General features: G+C 61.8%; 18 protein-coding genes and 2 tRNA genes. 11 read left to right on the plus strand and 9 right to left on the minus strand.

Going from position 1 to position 20030, the window contains the following annotated elements:
- Positions 1-4: 4 nt before the first annotated feature.
- The 5 genes from NT26_RS07440 to NT26_RS07460 form a co-directional block, all read right to left on the minus strand.
- A complete protein-coding gene (locus tag NT26_RS07440; RefSeq protein WP_052638185.1) occupies positions 5-1042 on the minus strand; it encodes a cysteine synthase A in 1038 nt (345 codons plus the stop codon).
- 190 nt (positions 1043-1232) lie between these two features.
- Positions 1233-1538, minus strand: a complete 306-nt coding sequence (locus tag NT26_RS07445) for a hypothetical protein (protein WP_052638186.1) — start codon at positions 1536-1538, stop codon at positions 1233-1235.
- A 96-nt stretch (positions 1539-1634) separates the two neighbouring features.
- Positions 1635-1913 (minus strand): hypothetical protein, encoded by a 279-nt coding sequence (locus NT26_RS07450; RefSeq protein ID WP_244467677.1) that lies wholly within the window; start codon positions 1911-1913, stop codon positions 1635-1637.
- A 100-nt stretch (positions 1914-2013) separates the two neighbouring features.
- Complete coding sequence (locus NT26_RS07455; protein ID WP_152337274.1) at positions 2014-2406, minus strand: DUF1236 domain-containing protein; 393 nt, start codon at positions 2404-2406, stop codon at positions 2014-2016.
- A 152-nt stretch (positions 2407-2558) separates the two neighbouring features.
- Positions 2559-2633, minus strand: a tRNA-Asn gene (locus tag NT26_RS07460).
- 137 nt (positions 2634-2770) lie between these two features.
- On the opposite strand from NT26_RS07460, the gene NT26_RS07465 reads away from it, so the two are divergent.
- A complete protein-coding gene (locus NT26_RS07465; RefSeq protein WP_052638189.1) occupies positions 2771-3064 on the plus strand; it encodes a hypothetical protein in 294 nt (97 codons plus the stop codon).
- Here NT26_RS07465 and NT26_RS07470 read toward each other — a convergent pair.
- Positions 3061-3702: an exopolysaccharide biosynthesis protein gene (locus NT26_RS07470; protein ID WP_052638190.1), complete on the minus strand. Its 642-nt coding sequence runs from the start codon at positions 3700-3702 to the stop codon at positions 3061-3063. The genes NT26_RS07465 and NT26_RS07470 overlap by 4 nt on opposite strands.
- 176 nt (positions 3703-3878) lie before the next feature.
- Here NT26_RS07470 and NT26_RS07475 point away from each other — a divergent pair, with 176 nt between their 5' ends.
- Positions 3879-4157, plus strand: coding sequence for a hypothetical protein (locus NT26_RS07475; RefSeq protein WP_052638191.1), 279 nt, complete (start codon positions 3879-3881; stop codon positions 4155-4157).
- Positions 4158-4328: 171 nt separating this feature from the next.
- Entirely contained in the window at positions 4329-4478 is a 150-nt protein-coding gene (locus NT26_RS22735; RefSeq protein WP_156157137.1) for a hypothetical protein, read from the plus strand.
- A 363-nt stretch (positions 4479-4841) separates the two neighbouring features.
- Here the strand turns inward: NT26_RS22735 and NT26_RS07480 are convergent.
- A tRNA-Cys gene (locus NT26_RS07480) sits at positions 4842-4915 on the minus strand.
- Positions 4916-5134: 219 nt separating this feature from the next.
- Here NT26_RS07480 and NT26_RS07485 point away from each other — a divergent pair.
- The 5 genes from NT26_RS07485 (at position 5135) to exoR (ending at position 12645) form a co-directional block, all read left to right on the plus strand.
- Positions 5135-5785, plus strand: coding sequence for a protein-L-isoaspartate O-methyltransferase family protein (locus NT26_RS07485; RefSeq protein WP_082077796.1), 651 nt, complete (start codon positions 5135-5137; stop codon positions 5783-5785).
- Positions 5786-5957: 172 nt separating this feature from the next.
- Positions 5958-6761, plus strand: coding sequence for a PopZ family protein (locus NT26_RS07490; protein ID WP_065814519.1), 804 nt, complete (start codon positions 5958-5960; stop codon positions 6759-6761).
- Positions 6762-6876: 115 nt separating this feature from the next.
- Positions 6877-9792, plus strand: coding sequence for a valine--tRNA ligase (locus NT26_RS07495; protein ID WP_052638194.1), 2916 nt, complete (start codon positions 6877-6879; stop codon positions 9790-9792).
- Positions 9793-10134: 342 nt separating this feature from the next.
- Positions 10135-11373: an OmpP1/FadL family transporter gene (locus tag NT26_RS07500; RefSeq protein ID WP_052638195.1), complete on the plus strand. Its 1239-nt coding sequence runs from the start codon at positions 10135-10137 to the stop codon at positions 11371-11373.
- Positions 11374-11856: 483 nt separating this feature from the next.
- Positions 11857-12645, plus strand: coding sequence for an exopolysaccharide production regulator ExoR (gene exoR / locus NT26_RS07505; protein WP_425287728.1), 789 nt, complete (start codon positions 11857-11859; stop codon positions 12643-12645).
- 15 nt (positions 12646-12660) lie between these two features.
- Here exoR and xth read toward each other — a convergent pair whose 3' ends face one another.
- Both xth and erpA read right to left on the minus strand, forming a co-directional pair.
- On the minus strand, positions 12661-13455 hold the full coding sequence (xth, locus tag NT26_RS07510; RefSeq protein WP_052638197.1) for an exodeoxyribonuclease III: 795 nt from the start codon (positions 13453-13455) through the stop codon (positions 12661-12663).
- Positions 13456-13543: 88 nt separating this feature from the next.
- Positions 13544-13876, minus strand: coding sequence for an iron-sulfur cluster insertion protein ErpA (gene erpA / locus NT26_RS07515; protein ID WP_052638198.1), 333 nt, complete (start codon positions 13874-13876; stop codon positions 13544-13546).
- Between the two features lie 137 nt (positions 13877-14013).
- On the opposite strand from erpA, the gene NT26_RS07520 reads away from it, so the two are divergent.
- From NT26_RS07520 to NT26_RS07530, 3 genes are all read left to right on the plus strand, one after another.
- On the plus strand, positions 14014-15231 hold the full coding sequence (locus NT26_RS07520) for a deoxyguanosinetriphosphate triphosphohydrolase (protein ID WP_052638199.1): 1218 nt from the start codon (positions 14014-14016) through the stop codon (positions 15229-15231).
- Between the two features lie 56 nt (positions 15232-15287).
- Positions 15288-17045 carry an arginine--tRNA ligase gene (argS, locus tag NT26_RS07525; RefSeq protein WP_052638200.1) on the plus strand — a complete coding sequence of 586 codons (1758 nt, stop codon included), beginning with the start codon at positions 15288-15290 and terminating at the stop codon, positions 17043-17045.
- A gap of 67 nt (positions 17046-17112) precedes the next feature.
- On the plus strand, positions 17113-19995 hold the full coding sequence (locus tag NT26_RS07530; protein ID WP_052638201.1) for an SPOR domain-containing protein: 2883 nt from the start codon (positions 17113-17115) through the stop codon (positions 19993-19995).
- The last annotated feature ends 35 nt before the right edge of the window (positions 19996-20030 follow it).

Consider the following 20030-nt stretch of genomic DNA (forward strand, 5'->3'; position numbering starts at 1 on the left):
GGGCTCAGACGGGTTCGAAAGGTGCGGTGATCCCGTGCCGGCGGGTCAGCCACTGCGGTACGGGCAGACCCTTTGAACGAAGGAAATCCGGGTTGAAGAGCTTCGACTGGTAGCGGTTCCCATAGTCGCAAAGGATGGTCACGATCGTATGCCCGGGCCCGAGATCGCGCGCGAGTCGAATGGCGCCGGCAACATTGATGCCGGTCGAACCACCCAGGCACAGGCCTTCCTGTTCGACCAGGTCGAAGATCACCGGCAAGGCTTCAGCATCCGGAATTCTGTAGGCATAGTCGGGCGCGAAGCCTTCCAGGTTGGCCGTGATCCGGCCCTGGCCGATCCCTTCGGTGATCGAGGAGCCCTCCGCCTTCAGTTCCCCATGGGTATAGAAGTCATAGAGCGCGGCGCCTTCCGGGTCCGCAAGGCCGATCTTGATCCCGGGCTTCTTGTCCCTAAGACCTTCGGCAACGCCTGCAAGGGTGCCGCCTGACCCAACGGCACAGATGAAGCCGTCGACGCGGCCGTCGGTCTGCTCCCAGATCTCGGCCGCCGTCGTCTCCACATGTGCCTGGCGGTTCGCCACATTGTCGAACTGGTTCGCCCAGATGGCTCCCGCAGGGTCGCTTTTCGCCAGTTGCTCGGCCAGCCGGCCGGATACCTTCACGTAGTTGTTGGGGTTTCGGTAGGGTACGGCCGGGACCTCTACCAGTTCCGCTCCGAGCAGGCGCAATGCGTCCTTCTTCTCCTGGCTTTGGGTTTCCGGAATGACGATGACCGTGCGGTAGCCGAGCGCCTTGGCGACGAGGGTCAGCCCGATGCCCGTATTGCCGGCCGTTCCTTCGACGATCACGCCGCCTGGCCGCAGCAGGCCTTTCCGCTCCGCATCACGGATGATGTAGAGGGCGGCGCGATCCTTGACCGACTGGCCGGGATTGAGAAACTCCGCCTTGCCTAGGATATCGCAGCCGGTCGCCTCCGAAGCACCCTTGAGGCGAATGAGAGGCGTATTACCGATGACGTCGAGAGCGGATGAAGTGACAGACATGAGGAAAGCCTTGTGGGAGGTTCAGTTTATGAGCCTTCTTGTGGGCCGACAAGGAAGCCGAAACAAGAAATTGGTTTGCTTGATGTCCAACAGGGTCGGAATAAAATCTTGCGGCCTCAGTTGAAAACATCGCACCACGAAAAAAGGCTGGCGCCTCGGCGCCAGCCTTTCAAGGAATGACGGCTGCGGATCAGTCTTCGCAGGCAGCTTCCGGAATCGTGCCGGACGGCACCGAGGTCGTCTTTTCCGCGCTGGTCTCGCTGCAACGATCATCGTCCTGGGTGGCAGCCACGCCCGTGTTTGTGGAGCCAGTGGTCGCAGGATCAGTCGGCTTGGCCATGCCACCAGACGCATCGACCCCGGCGGTTCCGGAGCCGGTCTCGACGGTAGCGCCGGCCGATCCGGCGGCCGACGCGCCCGCGTCGCCGGTCTGTGCCATAGCACCCGTGGTGAGGGCGAGGGTGAAGGCCGATACCGTAAGCAGTTTCGTAAGCATTCTTATTCCTCCTTGGCCGGTTTCCCGGGGGTGTTTCTTCGTACGGTGATCAAACCATCGAGCTGCCGACCTGTTCCCGCGTGATAGAAATAGTTGTCACTGCAGCTCTCCCCAGGAGGGGTTCCAGGAAATCCCCTCCATCAACTCGACGTATATCGGATGGTCGTTGTCGCGGTTCTTGTTCTCGGCCATGCGAAAGGCAGCCTCTGGCTCCATTTCTTCGCCAGGAAAGATGGAATCGCCTGCTCCATCGCTGGCCTTCTCCCTTATGAAGGCGCGAACCTCGTCGGCGGAGCGGTAAAGGCGCACTACCAGCGCTCCGGGCGCGGCGTCATCGCTGTAGCGGTAGTAGATCGACATAAATTCCTCCAGCATTCGAAGCGAGAATCCGGGAAGGTGGCGGTGGCCACCACCATCAAACGAAAAAGCCCCGGGCAGGATGCCGCGGGGCTTCTCGTGACTGAGCCTGTTCGGATCAGTCGATGACCTGAACGACCGTGTAGGTGTTCGGATCGACGATCACGCGGCGTTCGTTGACATAGGTGTAGGCATATTCCGGAGCTTCCGGAACCGGGGTCAGCACGACCGTCTGGGGCAGCGGCTGGCCGACGACGACTTCACGCTCCACCACGACCGGCTGAGCGGGGACGGGCTGTTCGCGGACATAGGTGACGACGCGCTCCGGCGGCGGATCGATCGCAGTACCCGCGGCAGCGCCGACAATGCCGCCGACCGCCGCACCGATCGGACCGCCGACGATAGCGCCAGTCACGGCTCCGCCGGCGGCGCCGCTAACCGTGCCTTCCTGAGCAATGGCGCCGGTTGCGGCAAGGCCTGCAGCGGCGGCAATAAGAACGAACTTCCTCATGGCGATCTCCTTTTCCTGTAGAGCCATGGGGCGATGAACGTGGATGTCTGGATTTCGTTCCGCGACGAGAACAATGAGCCGCCCGGCAGAAAAAACAGCAGCCAGCGGTGATATGCCCGCATCGGCCTTGTTCTTCGAATAAGGAAAAGAGATGGCTCCCCGGGCCGGATTCGAACCGGCGACCTGTCGATTAACAGTCGAATGCTCTACCGCTGAGCTACCAGGGAACACGCGCTTCGGCGCGGCGTCGAGCGGGGTAATACAAATGCTTTGCCCGTTTGCCAAGCGGTTTTTCGAAAAAAATGCGCGCCGCTTGTTTGTCGCCTCATCCCGCACCATTTCAGCGCCTGAATCGTCGAGATTAATGGTGGAAATATTGCAAAACAGGCGCAATGAGAGGCGTTTCGGAGTGGATCCTGCCACCGGCCGGCTCGCGCTCGGCAATTGGCACCTACCTCTGCCCCGGTCGCGGGCCGGCAGGGTGACGGTGGGCAGCGTCCTTCTTGTCGGCGGCACGCTCGGCTTCCTGCCCATCCTCGGCTTCTGGATGGTTCCGGTCGGCCTGCTCGTCCTGTCGCACGACCTCCCTTATGTGCGCCGCAAGCGCCGCCGTTTTTCAGTGTGGTGGGAGCGCCGCCGCCTGCGGCAACGGGACTAGCTGAAAAAGGCGGCGAGACCCTGGCCGGCGCTGAACGCCATGAAGCCAAGCACTCCGAAATAGACCAGCGTTATGACGTTGAACGCATAGCCTGCCAGCACGACCAGTCCGTCGCGCTGGATCATTCCCGTGGCAAGAAGCAGGACCGCGATCCCCGGCAGGGTGTTGGAAAAGGGGATCAGCCCGAGCGGAAACATCAAAAGCACGCCGGCAAGCGCGATCGCCAGCCCGTTCACGCGGTTCGCGGCTGCGCCCTCCACCAGCGAGCTCATGCGTGGCTTCAGGTAGGCGTCCAGGCGGGAGACGATCGACACGCCCTTTTCCAGCGCCGGTACCAGCTTCTGCGTGTCGAGGCGTCGGTCGAGGATCTTCTTGGGCAGCCAAGGCAGCCTGTTGAACGTGATCGCCAGGCTGATCAGGATGATGGCGAACCCGAAGACCGTGCTGACGCCGGGGATGGAGACCGGAATGAGAAAGGGAAGCGATGCTACCGCGCACAGCACGAGCAATCCCTGCTCTCCGACGGCATTCATCAGTTCTCGCAAGGTCACCGAGGAACCCTCTATGCCTGCGATGACTTCCTTCAAAGTTTCGCTGAGTGACGCTTTGCTGTCGGCAAATTCTAGATGTTCCTGCAAGGGCTGGCTCCCAATGGCTGGCGGCAGATGGATATCACCATTCTCGTCCTGCGCAAGGTCGGAGGCTGACGGAGATCCAGGCGCTCCCGACTCCAACATTGCGGGAATGAATTCTCGCCATTGTCCCGCTGCCCCCGAATCGCGGAGGCTGACCCCGGGACTGATGAGGGACGGCGATGAATCTGAGGGTTATTCAGGGCGGGTTGCTGGACCAGCAATTGCTGGATGCAGCTACGCCATTGCGGACGTCGCCATTTGATGTGCGAAGAGAGGCTGATCGCAGGCTGAATGCGCTGGACTATGACCGCTACCTGACGCGGGAGAGGGCGGTCGGGATCGCTGTGCCGAGGGAAATCCGCTACCTCGCAATGCAGATCGATTTCGTCGCGCGCACACTGTCTTCACTTGCCGACATTCCGGAAGACTTCCGCTCCGACCGCTACTGGCCAGCCTGAACATCGGGCGGCCGCGAGAACGCCGCTTCAGGGAGCGTAATTCGCTCCCCGGCCTCCTCCGGTGCCGGCAGCTTGCTTCGTTGGAATTCGTTCCCTCGACCGCATATCACTCCGATTGAACCCTTGGCACCGGTCGTCTCATGTCTTGCCAGCGGGGCGGGGGAGGCGGAGGTGACCACCGCAGGTGGGGCGGGGGAGGACCTGGTAGTTCGTCCGGAACGCTTCGTTGGTAAGGTGGACGAGGTCGAACCGGTCGTTCAGGCAGACCGTCATCGCCAAGCGGGTCCTTCCAGCGTGGCGGAACGACGGGCTGTCGCATGATCCGACGGCAGGTGCCCTTGGACGTCTTGTACCATCCGGGGCCACAGGGCTCCTCGGCGAGCACCACCGAGGGGCCGGCAATGCGGCCAGTGTTCTCCGTGGGCGCCACGACAGCTGCAGCAGGCGCGGCGGCCAGCACTGCGACAGCAAGGATGACCGTTTGCAGGCGAGGGTGCGGCGGTTTCAATACCATAGGATGAACTTAGCGCTCTTCGGGCGGCTGGTCAGCATTCTCCGTCGTCACGACGGAACCATACCTCAATGCCTTTCTTCCCCGCGGCTCCGATATGCGTCGGACGCCCTATGTCACGTCGTGGAAAGTTGCAGCTCCGTGAGCTGTTTACTGGCAGCGTATCAAGAGATTGGAGGCCTCGCCCGGAATTGAACCGGGGTACAAGGATTTGCAGTCCTCTGCGTCACCACTCCGCCACGAGGCCATCCGAACGCTGATTGAGCGAGTGGTGACGGGCGTTTAGAACGAATCGAAATGCTGTGCAAGAGGAAAGGCGGGCCGCGAGAGCTTTTGAACGGAAGCGGTTCCGATCCTGCCTGGAAAGCCGGAAGGTTTTTGTCCAGCGACCGGGGCTGCGTCTTGAAAGAGGCGCCGCTGCCCAGTAAAGACGGCGCAATCAGGTATATTCAGGACAGCCGAGATGATGGACTTCGAAGCCGCACGGACAAAGATGGTGGACAACCAGATCCGCACCACGGATGTGACGTCTCATTCGGTGTTGCAGGCCTTCCTGTCTGTTCCGCGCGAGGAGTTCGTGCCGGCGAAGCTCAAGCCGATCGCCTACATCGATGAAGACCTGGAAATCGCTACCGGCCGCTATCTGATGGAGGCATCGCCACTCGCCAAGCTGCTGCAGCTCGCCCGCATCGGAAAGGATGACCTTGCCCTGGAGGTCGGGTGCGGGACAGGCTACGCGGCAGCCCTGCTTTCGCAACTCGCTGGCTCCGTCGTGTCGGTTGAGGCCGACGAGCAGCTGTGCTCGCAGGCAGTCGAGATCCTCTCGCGACTGGGCTATGACAACGTCGCGGTCGTTCATGGCGAGATGGAGAAGGGTTATCCTACCGAGGCCCCCTACGACATCATCTTCGTGAACGGCGCCGTGGAGGAAGTCCCGGCAGCGCTGATCGAGCAGCTGCGCGACGGCGGTCGTCTGGTCGCTGTCGTCGGCCACGGAAATGCCGCCCAGGCAAGGCTCCTCACGAAGGAGCATGGGGCTATCTCCGAGACTGCGCACTTCAACACGTCAGTGAAGCAGCTCCCAGGCTTCCAGAAGGAACCGTCCTTCGTATTCTGACGCCGGCGGTCAGTTCTTGTGAACTGTGGCAGGCGGGACTCACAGCAAAAACAATTCTGTGTATCCCGGTGATCGCATCGCCCGCTGTGATTGTTTCACGCCGCGCCTTTCGTACACTGTTGACCGAATCAGGTTCGAAAAGGACCTGCATTGGCAGTTGCGGGGATGAATAATGGCTCAGCCAAGTGTAGCGCGTGAACCCTCCATGGAGGAAATCCTGGCCTCGATCCGCCGGATCATCGAGAGCAATGAGCCCCAGGCGGAATCGGCGCTGCCAAATAGCATGCCCCCCGTTTATGCTGAAGACGAGATCGACGACGGGGACATCGATATCGTGACGGAAATGGCCGCCAATGACCGGGGCAGGCCGCAGCGGATAGAGCCGGAATTCGCTGCGGAGACGGAGCGCGCCGAGGAGAGCTCGCTGTCTCTGGCCGATGTCGCAGCACGGGTGAGGGCTGCCTCCGCCCGCCAGGGCGACAGCGACGTGCGCCACCTGAGGCCCGCAGCCCCGGCGCCCCAGATCAGCCGCGAAAGCGCGGTGGAAAGCACCGCCCGCCCGCAGCCGGCACCGCTTCCGGAATTCTCGCCGCAGTCCTCGGACCGCTCCCCAAACGATCTTCCCGCTGCCAAACCGGCGCCATCGGCGCCGCCGGTCATCGAGCCAGCGCATGATCCAGTGCCGGTCCATGAACCCGTGCAACAGAAAACCGTCGATGCGGCACCCGATGCGCCCGCCTCCCTGCCGGCGCGCGTGGAGGCACTGATTTCCGAGGAAGCCGGTGCACAGGTCGCCCGCTCCTTCAACGATCTTGCGGCCGTGTTCGACGGCATCCGCAACAGGTCGATCGAAGACATGGCGCAGGAAATGCTGCGCCCCATGCTGCAGGAATGGCTGGACGACAACCTGCCGACGCTGGTCGAGCGCCTGGTGCGCGAGGAGATCGAGCGCGTGGCACGCGGCCCGCGCCGCTGAACCCTGCATTTCCCGAGAAAGGGCCGCTCCGGCGACGGGGCGGCTTTTTTATTGACTCGCTTCTGCCGGTCCTATTTACACCCAAGCCTGTTAGAACTCGAATTCTGGTCGGAAAATGCTCGACAAAACCTATGATTCCGCCGCCGTTGAACCGAAGGTCGCAGCCGCCTGGGAAGAGGCCGATGCCTTCCGCGCAGGCGCCAATGCCGCACCCGGTGCAGAGACCTTCACCATTGTCATTCCGCCGCCGAATGTCACCGGATCGCTGCACATGGGCCACGCCCTCAACAACACGCTGCAGGACATCATGGTGCGTTTCGAGCGGATGCGCGGCAAGGACGTACTGTGGCAGCCGGGGATGGATCATGCCGGCATTGCAACGCAGATGGTGGTTGAGCGCCAACTGGCCGAACGCCAGCTGCCGGGCCGCCGCGAGATGGGCCGCGAGGCCTTCATCGACAAGGTCTGGGAGTGGAAGGCGGAGTCGGGCGGGCTGATTTTCAACCAGCTGAAGCGCCTCGGCGCTTCCTGCGACTGGTCGCGCGAGCGCTTCACCATGGACGAGGGCCTGTCGCAGGCGGTTCTTGAAGTTTTCGTAACGCTTTACAAGGAAGGGCTCATCTATCGCGGCAAGCGGCTCGTCAACTGGGACCCGAAGTTCGAAACCGCGATTTCCGACATCGAGGTCGAAAATCGTGAAGTCGACGGCCACATGTGGCACTTCAAGTATCCGCTGGCCGGCGGCGAGACCTACACCTATGTCGAGAAGGATGCCGACGGCAACGTCATTCTCCAGGAAGAGCGAGACTACATCTCCATCGCCACGACCCGGCCCGAAACCATGCTGGGTGACGGAGCGGTCGCCGTGCATCCTTCGGATGAACGCTATGCTGCAATCGTCGGCAAGCTCTGCGAGATCCCCGTTGGGCCGAAGGAACATCGTCGCCTGATCCCGATCATCACCGACGAATATCCGGATCCGACGTTCGGTTCCGGCGCCGTCAAGATCACCGGTGCGCACGACTTCAACGATTACCAGGTCGCCCGCCGCAACAACATCCCGCTTTACCGCCTGATGGATACGCAGGCGCGCCTGCGCGAAGATGGCGAGCCCTATGCGGTCTATGCCGCCCGTGCCCTGGAGATCGCGAAGTCCGGCGAACTGCCGACGGAATCCGACGTCGACGACATCAACCTCGTGCCCGACGAATATCGCGGCCTTGACCGCTACGAGGCCCGCAAGCGCATCGTCGACGCGATTAATGCCGAAGGCCTGGCCGTGACGGTCAAGAACGCCGAGGGAAATGACGTTCCTTACGTCGACAACAAGAAGATCATGCAGCCGTTCGGCGATCGCTCCAACGTGGTCATCGAACCCATGCTGACCGACCAGTGGTTCGTCGACGCCGAGACGTTGGCAAAGCCGGCGATCGAGGTCGTTCGTGACGGGCGCACTAAGTTCGTCCCTAAGAACTGGGAAAAAACCTATTTTGAGTGGATGGAGAACATCCAGCCCTGGTGCATCTCCCGCCAGCTCTGGTGGGGTCACCAGATCCCCGCCTGGTACGGACCGGACGGGCAGGTCTTCGTAGAGAAGACCGAGGAGGAGGCGCTGCACGCCGCCATCCAGCACTACATCGCACACGAGGGTCCCATGAAGGCCTACGTCGAGGACCTGCTGGAGAACTTCAAGCCGGGGGAAATCCTGACGCGTGATGAAGACGTGCTCGACACCTGGTTCTCGTCGGCGCTCTGGCCGTTCTCGACATTGGGGTGGCCGGAGCAGACGAAGGAGTTGGAGAAATACTATCCGACCAGCGTTCTGGTGACCGGTTTCGACATCATCTTCTTCTGGGTAGCCCGCATGATGATGATGGGCCTGCACTTCATGCAGGACGAGGACGGCAATCCCGTCGCGCCGTTCCACACCGTCTATGTTCATGCTCTGGTTCGCGACAAGAACGGCCAGAAGATGTCGAAGTCCAAGGGCAACGTCATCGACCCGCTCGAACTGATCGACGAATACGGTGCGGATGCGCTGCGCTTCACACTTGCCATCATGGCAGCACAGGGCAGGGACGTGAAGCTCGATCCCGCGCGCATTGCCGGCTATCGCAATTTCGGCACCAAGCTCTGGAACGCGACCCGGTTTGCCGAGATGAACGGCGTCAAGCGCGACCCGCACTTCATCCCGGAAACCTCGACGCTTACCATCAACCGCTGGATCCTGACCGAACTCGCCAGCACCATCCGCGATGTCACGGATGCGATCGAGACCCAGCGCTTCAACGATGCGGCGGGCTCCCTCTACCGCTTCGTCTGGAACCAGTTCTGCGATTGGTATCTGGAGCTTCTCAAGCCGGTCTTCTCCGGCGCAGACGAGAAGGCAAAGGTGGAGGCACAGGCCTGTGCGGCCTGTGTGCTCGAGGAGACCTACAAGCTGCTGCATCCGTTCATGCCGTTCATGACGGAAGAGCTGTGGGCGCACACGGCGGACCGCGACACGCTGCTCTGCCACGCGGACTGGCCGGCGCCGGAGTTCGCCGATGAGGTGGCGGCGGCCGAGATCAATTGGCTGATCGATCTCGTTTCCGGTCTTCGCTCGGCGCGCGCCGAGATGAACGTGCCGCCTGCTGCGGTCGCGCCGCTCGTCGTCGTGGGGGCAAGCGAGCAGACAGAGACCCGGCTGAAACGGCACGACGCGGCGATCCGGCGTCTCGCTCGGGTCGAGAGCATCGAGACGGCGCAGACCGCTCCCAAGGGGGCGGCCCAGGTCGTGGTGGGCGAGGCGATTGCCTGCCTTCCGCTTGGAAGCCTCATCGACCTCGCGGCGGAAAAGGCGCGGATCGAGAAGGCGATCGGCAAGACCGAGGCCGAGATGGACCGGGTTGCCAAGAAGCTCGCGAACGAGAAGTTCGTCCAGAACGCGGACCCGGAAGTCGTGGCAGCCGAGCGCGAGCGCTATGCGGAGCTCGAGGTGCAGATGGCGAGCCTGAAGGTCGCGGCACAGAGAATCGCCGAGGCCGGTTGATAGCACGATGACCCGAAGGCCCCGCAGCTAGCCGGCTGCGGGGCCTTTTGTGTTGCTTGAGCCGAGGCAGTTGGCGACTATCTTCCGTGGACGTCAATCGCGGATCTCATTGTTGCCACAATGACACAAACGCGGCTAGGCGTGGAACACTTTTCTAAGTACCGTCGAGAGAAGGGCTGAGGTGAGAATGATATTCTACAGGCAGCGACAGATATCAGGGTTCCAGAATACTTTACGTAAATTTGCGCCGGCTTACCGTCCGGACTATCCGGTCACGGAAAGTTGTCATTTACCTTGAACCATCTACAGTCTCACCCATCGCATACCGGGAGGTGGGAAGAGATGAAGACAAAACGGATTTCCAAGGGTCTGATGGTGCTCGCGGCGGGCTGCGCATTTCATGCGCCGGCCATGGCAGGCGGACTTGAGCGTGGCGGCTACAATATCGACCTTCTGTTCGACCAGGGGCGGTTTGCGGCGGAATCGGCCGTCACCTACGTGAACCCCCAGCGTAAGCTGAAGAACGTCAGGGACGTGGATGCCACGGATGGTTTGGGAGCCAATGGGATCGGTGGTGGTGATGACTCTGCCGATGACTCGGAGAGCTATTGGGTCCCTCGGGTCGGCGTGAAGGCTGGGATTGGTGACAGTGTCGATTGTATGTTCGACTACTCGGAGCCGTGGGGCGCCCACACCAAACCCGGCGCAGATTGGCTGGGTGCTAACGAGAACATCGAGACCAAGGTTGAGTCTGAGAACTACGCTGCGACCTGCTCCTATCGGTTCGACGCTGGCCCGGGTCAGCTTCGCCTGATTGGCGGTGTCTTCTACCAGGAGGTTTACGGCTTCAAGGAACGACTTGTCGTTCCCGACGCTGCCACTCCATTCGGCAACGGCGTGGGCCGCCTCGATCTCGAAGGGGATGGTTGGGGCTGGCGCGCCGGTGTGGCCTATGAGATTCCCGAATATGCCTTCCGTGCCAGCCTCGTCTATAATAGCGAAGTAAATCTCAATGACATCACCGGCACGCTAGACCTGTCTCAGGTTAACGGCACCAGTCCCGACGTGTACGGGTCTCAGAAGATGCCGGATGTCGTTGAACTGAAAGTACAGTCAGGTATTGCCCCGGGCTGGCTTGCATTCGGATCCGTGAAGTGGACAGACTGGAGTCAACTTGAGAAAGTGAGATTCTATTGTGACGACCCGAGCGTCACGGCTGCGTGTCTGCGGCCGGGAGGGGTAACCACGCTCGACCTCGGCTACCGGGACGGGTGGACGATCAGCGGCGGTGTCGGCCACAAGTTCAACGAGCAGTGGAGCGGAGCGGTCAGCGTTACCTGGGATCGTGGCACCTCGCAGGGCTTCGGCACACAGACCGATACCTGGACCTTTGGTGCAGGCGCTTCCTACACGCCGAACCAGAATGTCGAAGTCCGGCTCGCCGGCGCCATCGGTATTCTCACCGGTGGTTCTTCCAGCACGGTCACGCTGGATGGCGAAACCTACGGACAGCGGGTAAATTACGAGTTCGATGACGATCTCGTCGCCGCCATATCGACCTCGGTGAAGGTCCGGTTCTGATCGGTATTCATTGCACCCAGAAAAGCCCGGCCCGTGCCGGGCTTTTTTGTGAGCGGATATCTGGCGATCACCTGCGCCATTGTGACGATTTCGCAACATCTCTTTGCGAGAGTGAGCCAGTGGATTATGGGAGGCGAATTTGTCCACTTCCCGCCACAAACGGGGAGCAGCGATAAGCGCGAAAGCGGCCGACCGCGGGGGCGGGGCGCGTAAAGTTGGAGTATCATGGGCGGGTTTCTGATGTATCGGCGAGGCGATGTGGGAACGCCCTTGCGCTTAGGTATTCTGAAGGCAGGTTCTTCACTACGGTCACACCTGCGTCCCAGTCTTGCCGAAAAGGCGGGCTACTCTTCCAAGCTCCATTCCCCCCACGGCTCAAAGCCGGTTGGACCGTCGCAGCGAGGCGGTGTTCAGGTGGAATTTGCAACAAGGCTGCCGGATACTGCCGTCCCGCTGGCCGGAAGAGTTTGAACGATGTTGTCGATGAAAATGGGTTCTGTGCGAGTCTTGCTTCTGGGCCTTTCCTTGGCCTCCGCCATGGCTGGATCGTCGGCAGCGTTCGACATCAAGTCAGGCGTGACGAAGGAGTCGGGCCCGTTCGACCTCTTCAAGTTCGGCTTCAACGCCTACAAGAACGGCCAGAAGGAAGATGCGGTCGAAGCCTATCGTTATGCCGCGGAGAAAGGGCACACCGGATCCCGCTGGGCTCTGGCGAACATGTATGCCGACGGCGATGGCGTGACGAAGGATGATTTTGCAGCCTTCAAGATCTACAACGAGATCGCCGCCGCAGGTGTCGAGCCCGGCTCCGAGGACACCGGCTTCTTCATCAACGCGCTCATGTCGCTCGCCAGCTATTACCGGAGCGGTATCCCAGGTACGCCGGTCCGCCGTGACTTGTCGCAGGCGCGGCAGCTCTATTTCCAAGCGGCATCCGCCTTCGGCGTTGCGGATGCGCAGTTCGAACTGGCGCGGATGATGCTGGCCGGAGAGGGTGGCGGCACCAGCGTGCAGCAGGCCAAGAAATGGCTCAACCAGGCCCGCAAGAGCGGCCATCCCGGCGCCATGGCGGTTTTCGGAGACCTGCTTTTCCAGGAAGGGCACACCGTCAGGGGGCTGGCGTTTCTGACGGCAGCACTCAATCACTGCAATCCCAATGATTGCGGCTGGATGCAGCAACTGCAGGAACATGCCTTCTCGGTCGCCAATGAGCAGGATCGACGCGTGGCAGTGGCCCTGTCACAGGAACTGGCGGCACGCGGGGTCCAGTAGGCGGGGTCGGAAGGATCAGGCGGTCTGGAAGTCGAAGATCGCAGTCACCGGGACATGGTCCGACGGTTTCTCCCACGCACGCACATGCTTCTCGATCGATGTGGAGCGCAACCGGTCTGCAGCCTCCGGCGACAGCATGAGGTGGTCGATGCGGATGCCATTGTTCTTCTGCCACGCGCCTGCCTGGTAGTCCCAGAACGTGTAGAGCTTCGGCGCGTCGCTGGTGGCGCGAACAGCATCCGTCAGGCCAAGAGCCTCAAGTCGTCGGAATGCAGCCCGGGTCTCCGGCAGGAAAAGCGCGTCCGTCGCCCAGGCGGCCGGATCGTAGCAGTCGTGCGGCTCCGGTATCACATTGTAGTCGCCAGCCAGGATAAGCGGTTCTTCCAACGCGAGGCAATTGGCGGCATGCCTGGCTAGTCGGTCCAGCCAGCGCAGCTTGTACGGATACTTGACCGGATCATCGGCAGGATTGCCGTTCGGCAGATAGATCGAGGCCACCCGAATTGCGCCGTCTTGCACGGAAAAGACACCTTCGATGTAGCGGGACTGATCATCGCCGTCGCCTTCCGGCAAGCCACGGATCACTTCTTCCGGGCGGGTCTTGGAGAGCAGCGCCACGCCGTTGAAGCCTTTCTGGCCGTGGGTCTCGACATGATAGCCGAGTGCCTCGATCTCGAATCGCGGAAAGTTCTCGTCGACCGACTTGATTTCCTGCAGACAAACGATGTCCGGAGCGGAATCTGTCAGCCACTGACGGAGGTTGTCGATCCGCGCCTTCACTCCGTTGATGTTCCAGGTGGCTATCTTCATCCGCTCGCCGCTCCTCTGTCCCGCTCTCTTTTAACGGAGGCGGCGCCGTTTGGAAGCCCGATCTGAAGATGCAGCGGCGAGAGCGGCCTTAGACGGAGAAACTGGTGCCGCAGCCGCAGCTTGCGACTGCGTTCGGATTGTTGATCTGGAAAGACTGCCCGAGCAGGTTGTCAACAAAGTCGATCTGCGAGCCGTCCATATAGACGAGGGAGAGGCTGTCGATGAGCACCTTTGCCTCGCCATTGGCAATGACCGTGTCATCGGCGTCAGGTGCATCGGCGAGATCGAACTTGTAGGAAAAGCCGGAGCATCCGCCGCCCTCCACCGAAACACGCAAGGCCTGCTTACCTTCTTCGCCGGCGAGAATCTCGCGGATACGCTTGGCTGCCGCATCTGAAAGCGTCACGTTCGGGTTGGTCATCTCGTCTCCTGCCCGAGGTCAAGGCTCGGGAAAGCTTGATAGTCTCGGCTGTGGCCGCATTGCACTATAGGTATGAACGCTTAAATGGCACGTCAATGGCCGCAAGGCGTGAGAGCGGGCGAGAGGTTACAGGACTGATGACGATCGACAAGGAGGCACTTGGCTATGGCGGCAGCGAGAAGGCGCCCTATGCGGCCAATCCGTGGGCTTCGCGCGGTCGTCTGTTTCCCGAGGGAGGAAGCCTTACCCGATCCGAGTTCCAGCGGGACCGGGACCGCATCGTCCATGCGACCGCCTTCAGGCGTCTCAAGCACAAGACCCAGGTGTTCATCAGCCCGGACGGCGATCACTTCCGGACGCGCCTCACGCATACGATCGAGGTAGCACAGATCGCCCGTGCGCTCGCACGTGCGTTGAAGCTTGACGAGGACCTCGCCGAGGGCGTGGCGCTCGTCCATGATTTCGGCCATACGCCGTTCGGCCATACGGGCGAGGATGCATTGGACGAGGTTCTGAGGCCTTACGGCGGCTTCGATCATAATGCGCAGTCTCTTCGCATCGTCACCAAGCTCGAACGGCGTTACGCAGATTTTGACGGCCTCAATCTGACTTGGGAGACGTTGGAAGGCCTCGTCAAGCACAACGGGCCGCTGCTGACGCCGGAAGGCGAGGGGACGCGTGGTCCCGTCCCGCAACCGATACGGGACTACTGCCAGCTCAACGATCTGGAACTGGCAAGCTTCGCGAGCCTCGAGGCGCAGGTGGCGGCAATCGCCGATGACATCGCCTACAACACACACGACATCGACGATGGCCTGCGCGCCGGGTACCTGGATTTTGAGATGCTGGAGGAAGTGCCATTCCTCGCGGGGCTGATGAAGGAGGTCCGCGACCGCTACCCGCATCTTGAGCCCAGCCGGTTCACGCACGAGCTTATGCGTCGGCAGATCACGCGAATGGTCGAGGACGTGATCGGATGCGCCCAGCAGAACCTCAGCGAGGTCAGGCCACAGTCTTGTGCCGACGTGCGGGCCGCTGGGCGGGTGATCGCGACCTTCTCGCCGGCCATGGCCGAGACTGACAGGCTGATCAAGAAGCTGCTGTTTGCCCACATCTACCGGCACCCTGAGATCATGCGCATCCGTGCGGGAGCGGCGCAGATCGTGGGCGATCTCTTCCAGGCCTACATGGACAAGCCCTCGCTGATGCGCAGCCACTATTGGGTGCAGCACATGGAGGGGTTGTCGCAGCCGGCGCGGGCACGGCATGTCGGCGACTACCTCGCCGGAATGACGGACTCCTACGCCGTCAGGGCCCATGCCGAGTTGTTTGACCGGACTCCCGATTTGCGTTAGGCAGCGCGCCAGCAGCAACGCCTCATTAAGGATCCGCCCCCGGCGGAGAACATGACATGAATCTCTTCGCCGACTTCGAGACCCGCATCAAGAACGCGCTCGAAACCATCGACCTGATCAGGGAGAAGCGCGCGGAGATCGATTTCGACCGTATCACCGTCGAGCCGCCTCGGGATGCCAGTCATGGCGACGTTGCGACCAATGCGGCAATGGTTCTGGCGAAGCCGCTGGGGACCAATCCACGGGCGCTGGCAGATCTCGTCTGCACCGCGCTGAAGCAGGATCCCGACGTCAGCGAAGTGAGTGTTGCCGGTCCGGGCTTCATCAACCTCAGGCTCACCAAGTCCTATTGGCAGCGGCTGCTGGCAGCCATGATCGGAGCAGGGACCGACTTCGGCCGCTCGACCATCGGCGCTGGCCGCAAGACGAACGTGGAATATGTCTCCGCCAACCCAACGGGCCCGATGCATGTCGGCCATTGCCGCGGTGCCGTGGTTGGCGATGCCCTAGCAAACCTTCTTGCCTTTGCCGGCTACGAGGTGACGAAGGAATACTACATCAACGATGCGGGCAGCCAGATCGACGTCCTGGCGCGCTCCGCCTTCCTCCGCTATCGGGAGGCGCTTGGGGAGGAGATCGGCGAGATCCCGTCCGGTCTTTATCCCGGTGACTATCTTGTCCCGGTCGGCAAGGCACTTGCCGATGAATTCGGGGTTCGCCTGCACAACATGACGGAAGACAAGTGGATGCCGCTCGTCAAGGATCGGACGATCGACGCGATGATGTCGATGATCCGGGAGGATCTTGCAGCGCTCAACGTTCATCACGACGTCTTCTTCTCGGAACGCGCGCTCCATGCGGACGGCGCGCAGCGCATCCGCACCGCGATCAATGATCTGACGTTCAAGGGGCATGTCTATCGCGGCACGCTGCCGCCGCCGAAGGGACAGTTGCCGGAGGACTGGGAGGATCGCGAGCAGACGCTCTTCCGCTCGACCGAGGTCGGTGACGACATCGATCGGCCGCTGATCAAGTCGGACGGCAGCTATACCTATTTCGCGGCCGACGTCGCCTACTTCAAGGACAAGTTCGACCGCGGCTACGAGGAGATGATCTACGTACTCGGCGCCGACCATGGTGGCTACGTCAAGCGGCTGGAGGCTCTTGCCCGTGCGATCTCGGGCGGAAGTTCGAAGCTCACCGTCCTCCTGTGCCAGTTAGTCAAGCTCTACCGCGGCGGCGAGCCGGTGAAGATGTCGAAGCGTTCCGGCGATTTCGTGACCCTTCGCGAAGTCGTCGATGAAGTTGGCCGGGATTCGGTCCGCTTCATGATGCTCTATCGCAAGAGCTCGGAGCCGCTCGACTTCGACTTTGCCAAGGTGACGGAGCAATCGAAGGACAATCCGGTCTTCTACGTCCAGTATGCCCATGCCCGCTGCATGTCGGTCTTCCGCCAGGCGCGCGAGGCATTTCCGGATGTCGACATTGATTCGCTGGATCTTGCTGCATCTGTCGACCGCATTCAGGACGACCACGAGATGCAGTTGATCGCGAAGATCGCCGAATATCCACGGCTAATTGAGGCGACGGCACAGTCGCAGGAGCCTCATCGACTTGCATTTTACCTTTATGATCTGGCAAGTTTCTTCCATGCCCATTGGAACAAGGGCAAGGATCAGCCTGACTTACGTTTTGTTAACGATAAGAACCGAGAATTGAGCATTGCCAGACTTGGGCTGGTGCACGCTGTCGCGTCTGTTTTGAAGTCGGGTCTGGCCATTACTGGCACTGCCGCTCCGGATGAAATGCGCTAGCGTCGCCACCATTTCCCCACAAAGCACTGGCAATGCCCCGAGTAAGTGTAGGTGGGTGGACGAGGTAATGGCAGACGATAACCTTGCGCGTAGCCGGGATGATGTTCCGGAATTCTTTGCTGACGATGACCCGTTGGCGGAACTCGCCCGTATTGTCGGTTACGACGAGCGTCTTGTGCCGCGGCCGCCGGTGACGGAGCGCCGCGAGCCCGCCTTCAATCTCGAAGAAGAGTTGCTGCGCGAGTTCGAGCGCTACGACTCGCCGCGTGCTCATCAAGCTGCAGACCGTTTGGAGCCGTCGGCCCTCGCGGGCGCTCCAGTCGAACCGGTGCCCGTCCTGGACGAAGCAGCTCTGTCATCGTCTCTGGAGCCTATTGAAACGGCCGAACCCGAATGGTTGGCTGCGAACGACCCGGTTCCGGCCGAGCCGCAGCAGTTTGCCGATGAGGCAATGACCGCGGATGTTGAGCTGCAAATGGACAGTGAGGGCCTTGGCTCACTTCCGGAGTTGTCGCAACTCGACGCGGCGACTGACTTCGATCTCGCGGATGAACTCGAACTGACGCTCGGCGAGACGCCGTTCCGCGCCGTCGAGGCTTCGCCCCAGGTGGCGCAGCCAGAACCGACACGGACCCGAGGTTATACGCCCGGTTTCCGCATGCCGCTTGCCAATTTCAACGTCGTCCGTGACGGGCAGCCTGTCGCGCCGACAGGTGTTGACGTTCTTGCGGAGCCCGCCGCCGCACCGGCAGTGGATGAGGCTCGCAAGGAGGCCGTCGCGACCCCGCCTGCCGATGCGTCCTTCGACGCGCAGGCCCCGCTCGACACTAAACCTTCTATTCCTGTCGCAGAACGCGAAGAGCGCCTCGTTGCACCAGAACCCGAAATGGTCTCTCAGTCCGTTGCTGCGGACGAAATGGCTGTTTCCGATGATCTGTCTGCGCTCGACGCACTGATCGACGATGTCTCGCGCTATCCGGTACCGGAAGGCCTCCGTGGCGCACCAATGCCACCAGTCGCGGACGCGCAGGAAAGGCGGGCGGAGACCATGCGCCTTGATGAGGCCGTTGCGGCCGAATCATCATTTGAAAGCCTGAAGGGCGCGGAAGCCTCACCCCAGTCGGTCGAGCCGGCAGTCGTAGACGAACTTTCGATCGATGACGATTTCGAGCTCGCGCTTGAGGATCTGGAATTCGATCTCTCCGATATCCTGCTGGATGATGAGCGCGCACCGTTCGAGGAGCCAAAGCCGGCTGCTCCGGTTGCCTCGGCCCCGGCTCCACAGACCGCTGTTGCGCCTGCGCCGGTCAAGCACACGGCAAGCTGGTCTCCGATCGCACGGGCCGCTCCCCAGCCGATTGCCCCGGAACCCCCGGTGGCCCGCGCTCCCGATCCTGTTGCCGCTGTGGCAGCCACGGCGGACATGACGGAAGTCGATGACCTTCCGTTCGATCCCGCCATGATAACGGACGGGGAGGACCATCCCGAGCCCGTAGTTCATCTGGACGTTCCTGACCTCCACATCGAGGAAGAGGAACCTGTAGCGCCGCAACGCAACGACTATGACTTTGATCTGGATGGCGAACTTGCGTCTCTCTTGCGCGTCTCTCCTGCGCTGGACCCTGCAAGTGAAGAGCCCGGTCCAGCTGCCGATGGTGGCGCTTTCCAGGCGGTGCCGGCTGCGGCCTATCCAGACCTTGACGATTTCGAGCGCGCACTGGAAGAGGATTTCCGCCGCAGCCTCACTGCGCCGCTGCCGCCCCAGGAAGCCTACTCGGATTTCGAGGAGCCGGCCCACGATCGCATGCCGGCGCGCGACAGGAGGAGGTTGTCGTCCATGGCCGTACCGCTCGCGGTCGCCGGAGTGGTCATCATCGGCGGATCGATCGGCTATGCGTTCTTCTCAGGCGACGGTTCCTCCGTTGCGGGCAGCGGCGAGCCTATCGTCATTGCAGCGGATACTGATCCTGTGAAGGTGCTTCCGGAAAACCCGGGAGGGAAGACGGTCCCGAACCAGGACAAGGCTGTCTATGACCGCGTCGCAGGCGCAGCCGTCGAGGCGCCGAAGCAGGAGGCGCTGATCTCCACCAGCGAGGAGCCGGTCGATGTCGTCCAGAGGACGCTGATGACGGACTCGCTGCCGCTGGAAGGGCAGGAGGTTGCTGCCGCCGACGAGGACCTTGCACCGGGCCTGATGCGCGAAGACCGCCTTCTGCCAAGCGAGGAGGGGGTTGCGCAGCAGCCCTCCGCTGCCGATCAGCAAGCAGTTGCGGTCATGCCTCGGCGGGTGAAAACGATGATCGTCCGTCCTGACGGGACGCTGGTCGAGCAGGAACAGCCGGTCGAGTCCGCAGTGGTTTCCGAGCCGGCGGCTTCCCCGGATGCGAACAAACTTCCGGCCGCCTCCGTGAAGACGGTAGAAGTCGCTGCGGTACCCGACACGGCAGTTGCCGTTGCGCCGGCCGAGAATTCGGTTGGTGCCGCTGGCATCGTTCCGGCATCGGCGCCGGTCGCGGATACGTCGACCATCACTGATGTGGCGGCTGATGCTCCGGCTGCACCTGCCATGGCGGCGCCGGTTCCGACCATGCGTCCGGCACAACAGCCAGTCGAGGTGGTCGCGGCGGTCACCGATCGCGGAAATGTCCAGCCGACCCAGGAGCCGGCGGCGGCAGCGCCGGCCGAGCAGGTGGCGGCGGTTGCTCCGGGCGATTACGTCATCCAGATTGCCTCCCTGCCCAGTGAAGCCGACGCGCAAAAGTCTTACCAGAACCTGTCGGCGAAGTTCGGCTCCGTGATCGGCGGCCGTGGCGTCGACATCAAGAAGGCCGAGATCGCCGGCAAGGGGACGTTCTACCGTGTCCGCATCCCGGCGGGCAGCAAGAATGATGCCGTGGCACTCTGCGAGAAGTATCGCGCTGCGGGCGGAAGCTGCCTTGTCGCGAAATGACGCAAGTCGCATAGACTGTGAAGATCGGGGTCCTT

The organism is Pseudorhizobium banfieldiae (assembly GCF_000967425.1).
Taxonomy (GTDB): Bacteria; Pseudomonadota; Alphaproteobacteria; order Rhizobiales; family Rhizobiaceae; genus Neorhizobium; species Neorhizobium banfieldiae.

Excerpts from the sequence above, each read along its gene's own strand:
- exoR (WP_425287728.1), top strand. The coding sequence starts at position 11,857 with ATGAAAATGGGTTCTGTGCGAGTCTTGCTTCTGGGCCTTTCCTTGGCC.
- NT26_RS07490 (WP_065814519.1), top strand. The coding sequence starts at position 5,958 with ATGGCTCAGCCAAGTGTAGCGCGTGAACCCTCCATGGAGGAAATCCTG.
- argS (WP_052638200.1), top strand. The coding sequence starts at position 15,288 with ATGAATCTCTTCGCCGACTTCGAGACCCGCATCAAGAACGCGCTCGAA.
- NT26_RS07455 (WP_152337274.1), bottom strand. The coding sequence starts at position 2,406 with ATGAGGAAGTTCGTTCTTATTGCCGCCGCTGCAGGCCTTGCCGCAACC.
- NT26_RS07500 (WP_052638195.1), top strand. The coding sequence starts at position 10,135 with ATGAAGACAAAACGGATTTCCAAGGGTCTGATGGTGCTCGCGGCGGGC.
- NT26_RS07465 (WP_052638189.1), top strand. The coding sequence starts at position 2,771 with ATGGTGGAAATATTGCAAAACAGGCGCAATGAGAGGCGTTTCGGAGTG.
- NT26_RS07530 (WP_052638201.1), top strand. The coding sequence starts at position 17,113 with ATGGCAGACGATAACCTTGCGCGTAGCCGGGATGATGTTCCGGAATTC.
- NT26_RS07495 (WP_052638194.1), top strand. The coding sequence starts at position 6,877 with ATGCTCGACAAAACCTATGATTCCGCCGCCGTTGAACCGAAGGTCGCA.
- NT26_RS07520 (WP_052638199.1), top strand. The coding sequence starts at position 14,014 with ATGACGATCGACAAGGAGGCACTTGGCTATGGCGGCAGCGAGAAGGCG.
- NT26_RS07485 (WP_082077796.1), top strand. The coding sequence starts at position 5,135 with ATGGACTTCGAAGCCGCACGGACAAAGATGGTGGACAACCAGATCCGC.
- erpA (WP_052638198.1), bottom strand. The coding sequence starts at position 13,876 with ATGACCAACCCGAACGTGACGCTTTCAGATGCGGCAGCCAAGCGTATC.
- NT26_RS07475 (WP_052638191.1), top strand. The coding sequence starts at position 3,879 with ATGAATCTGAGGGTTATTCAGGGCGGGTTGCTGGACCAGCAATTGCTG.
- NT26_RS07440 (WP_052638185.1), bottom strand. The coding sequence starts at position 1,042 with ATGTCTGTCACTTCATCCGCTCTCGACGTCATCGGTAATACGCCTCTC.
- NT26_RS07445 (WP_052638186.1), bottom strand. The coding sequence starts at position 1,538 with ATGCTTACGAAACTGCTTACGGTATCGGCCTTCACCCTCGCCCTCACC.
- NT26_RS07450 (WP_244467677.1), bottom strand. The coding sequence starts at position 1,913 with ATGCTGGAGGAATTTATGTCGATCTACTACCGCTACAGCGATGACGCC.
- xth (WP_052638197.1), bottom strand. The coding sequence starts at position 13,455 with ATGAAGATAGCCACCTGGAACATCAACGGAGTGAAGGCGCGGATCGAC.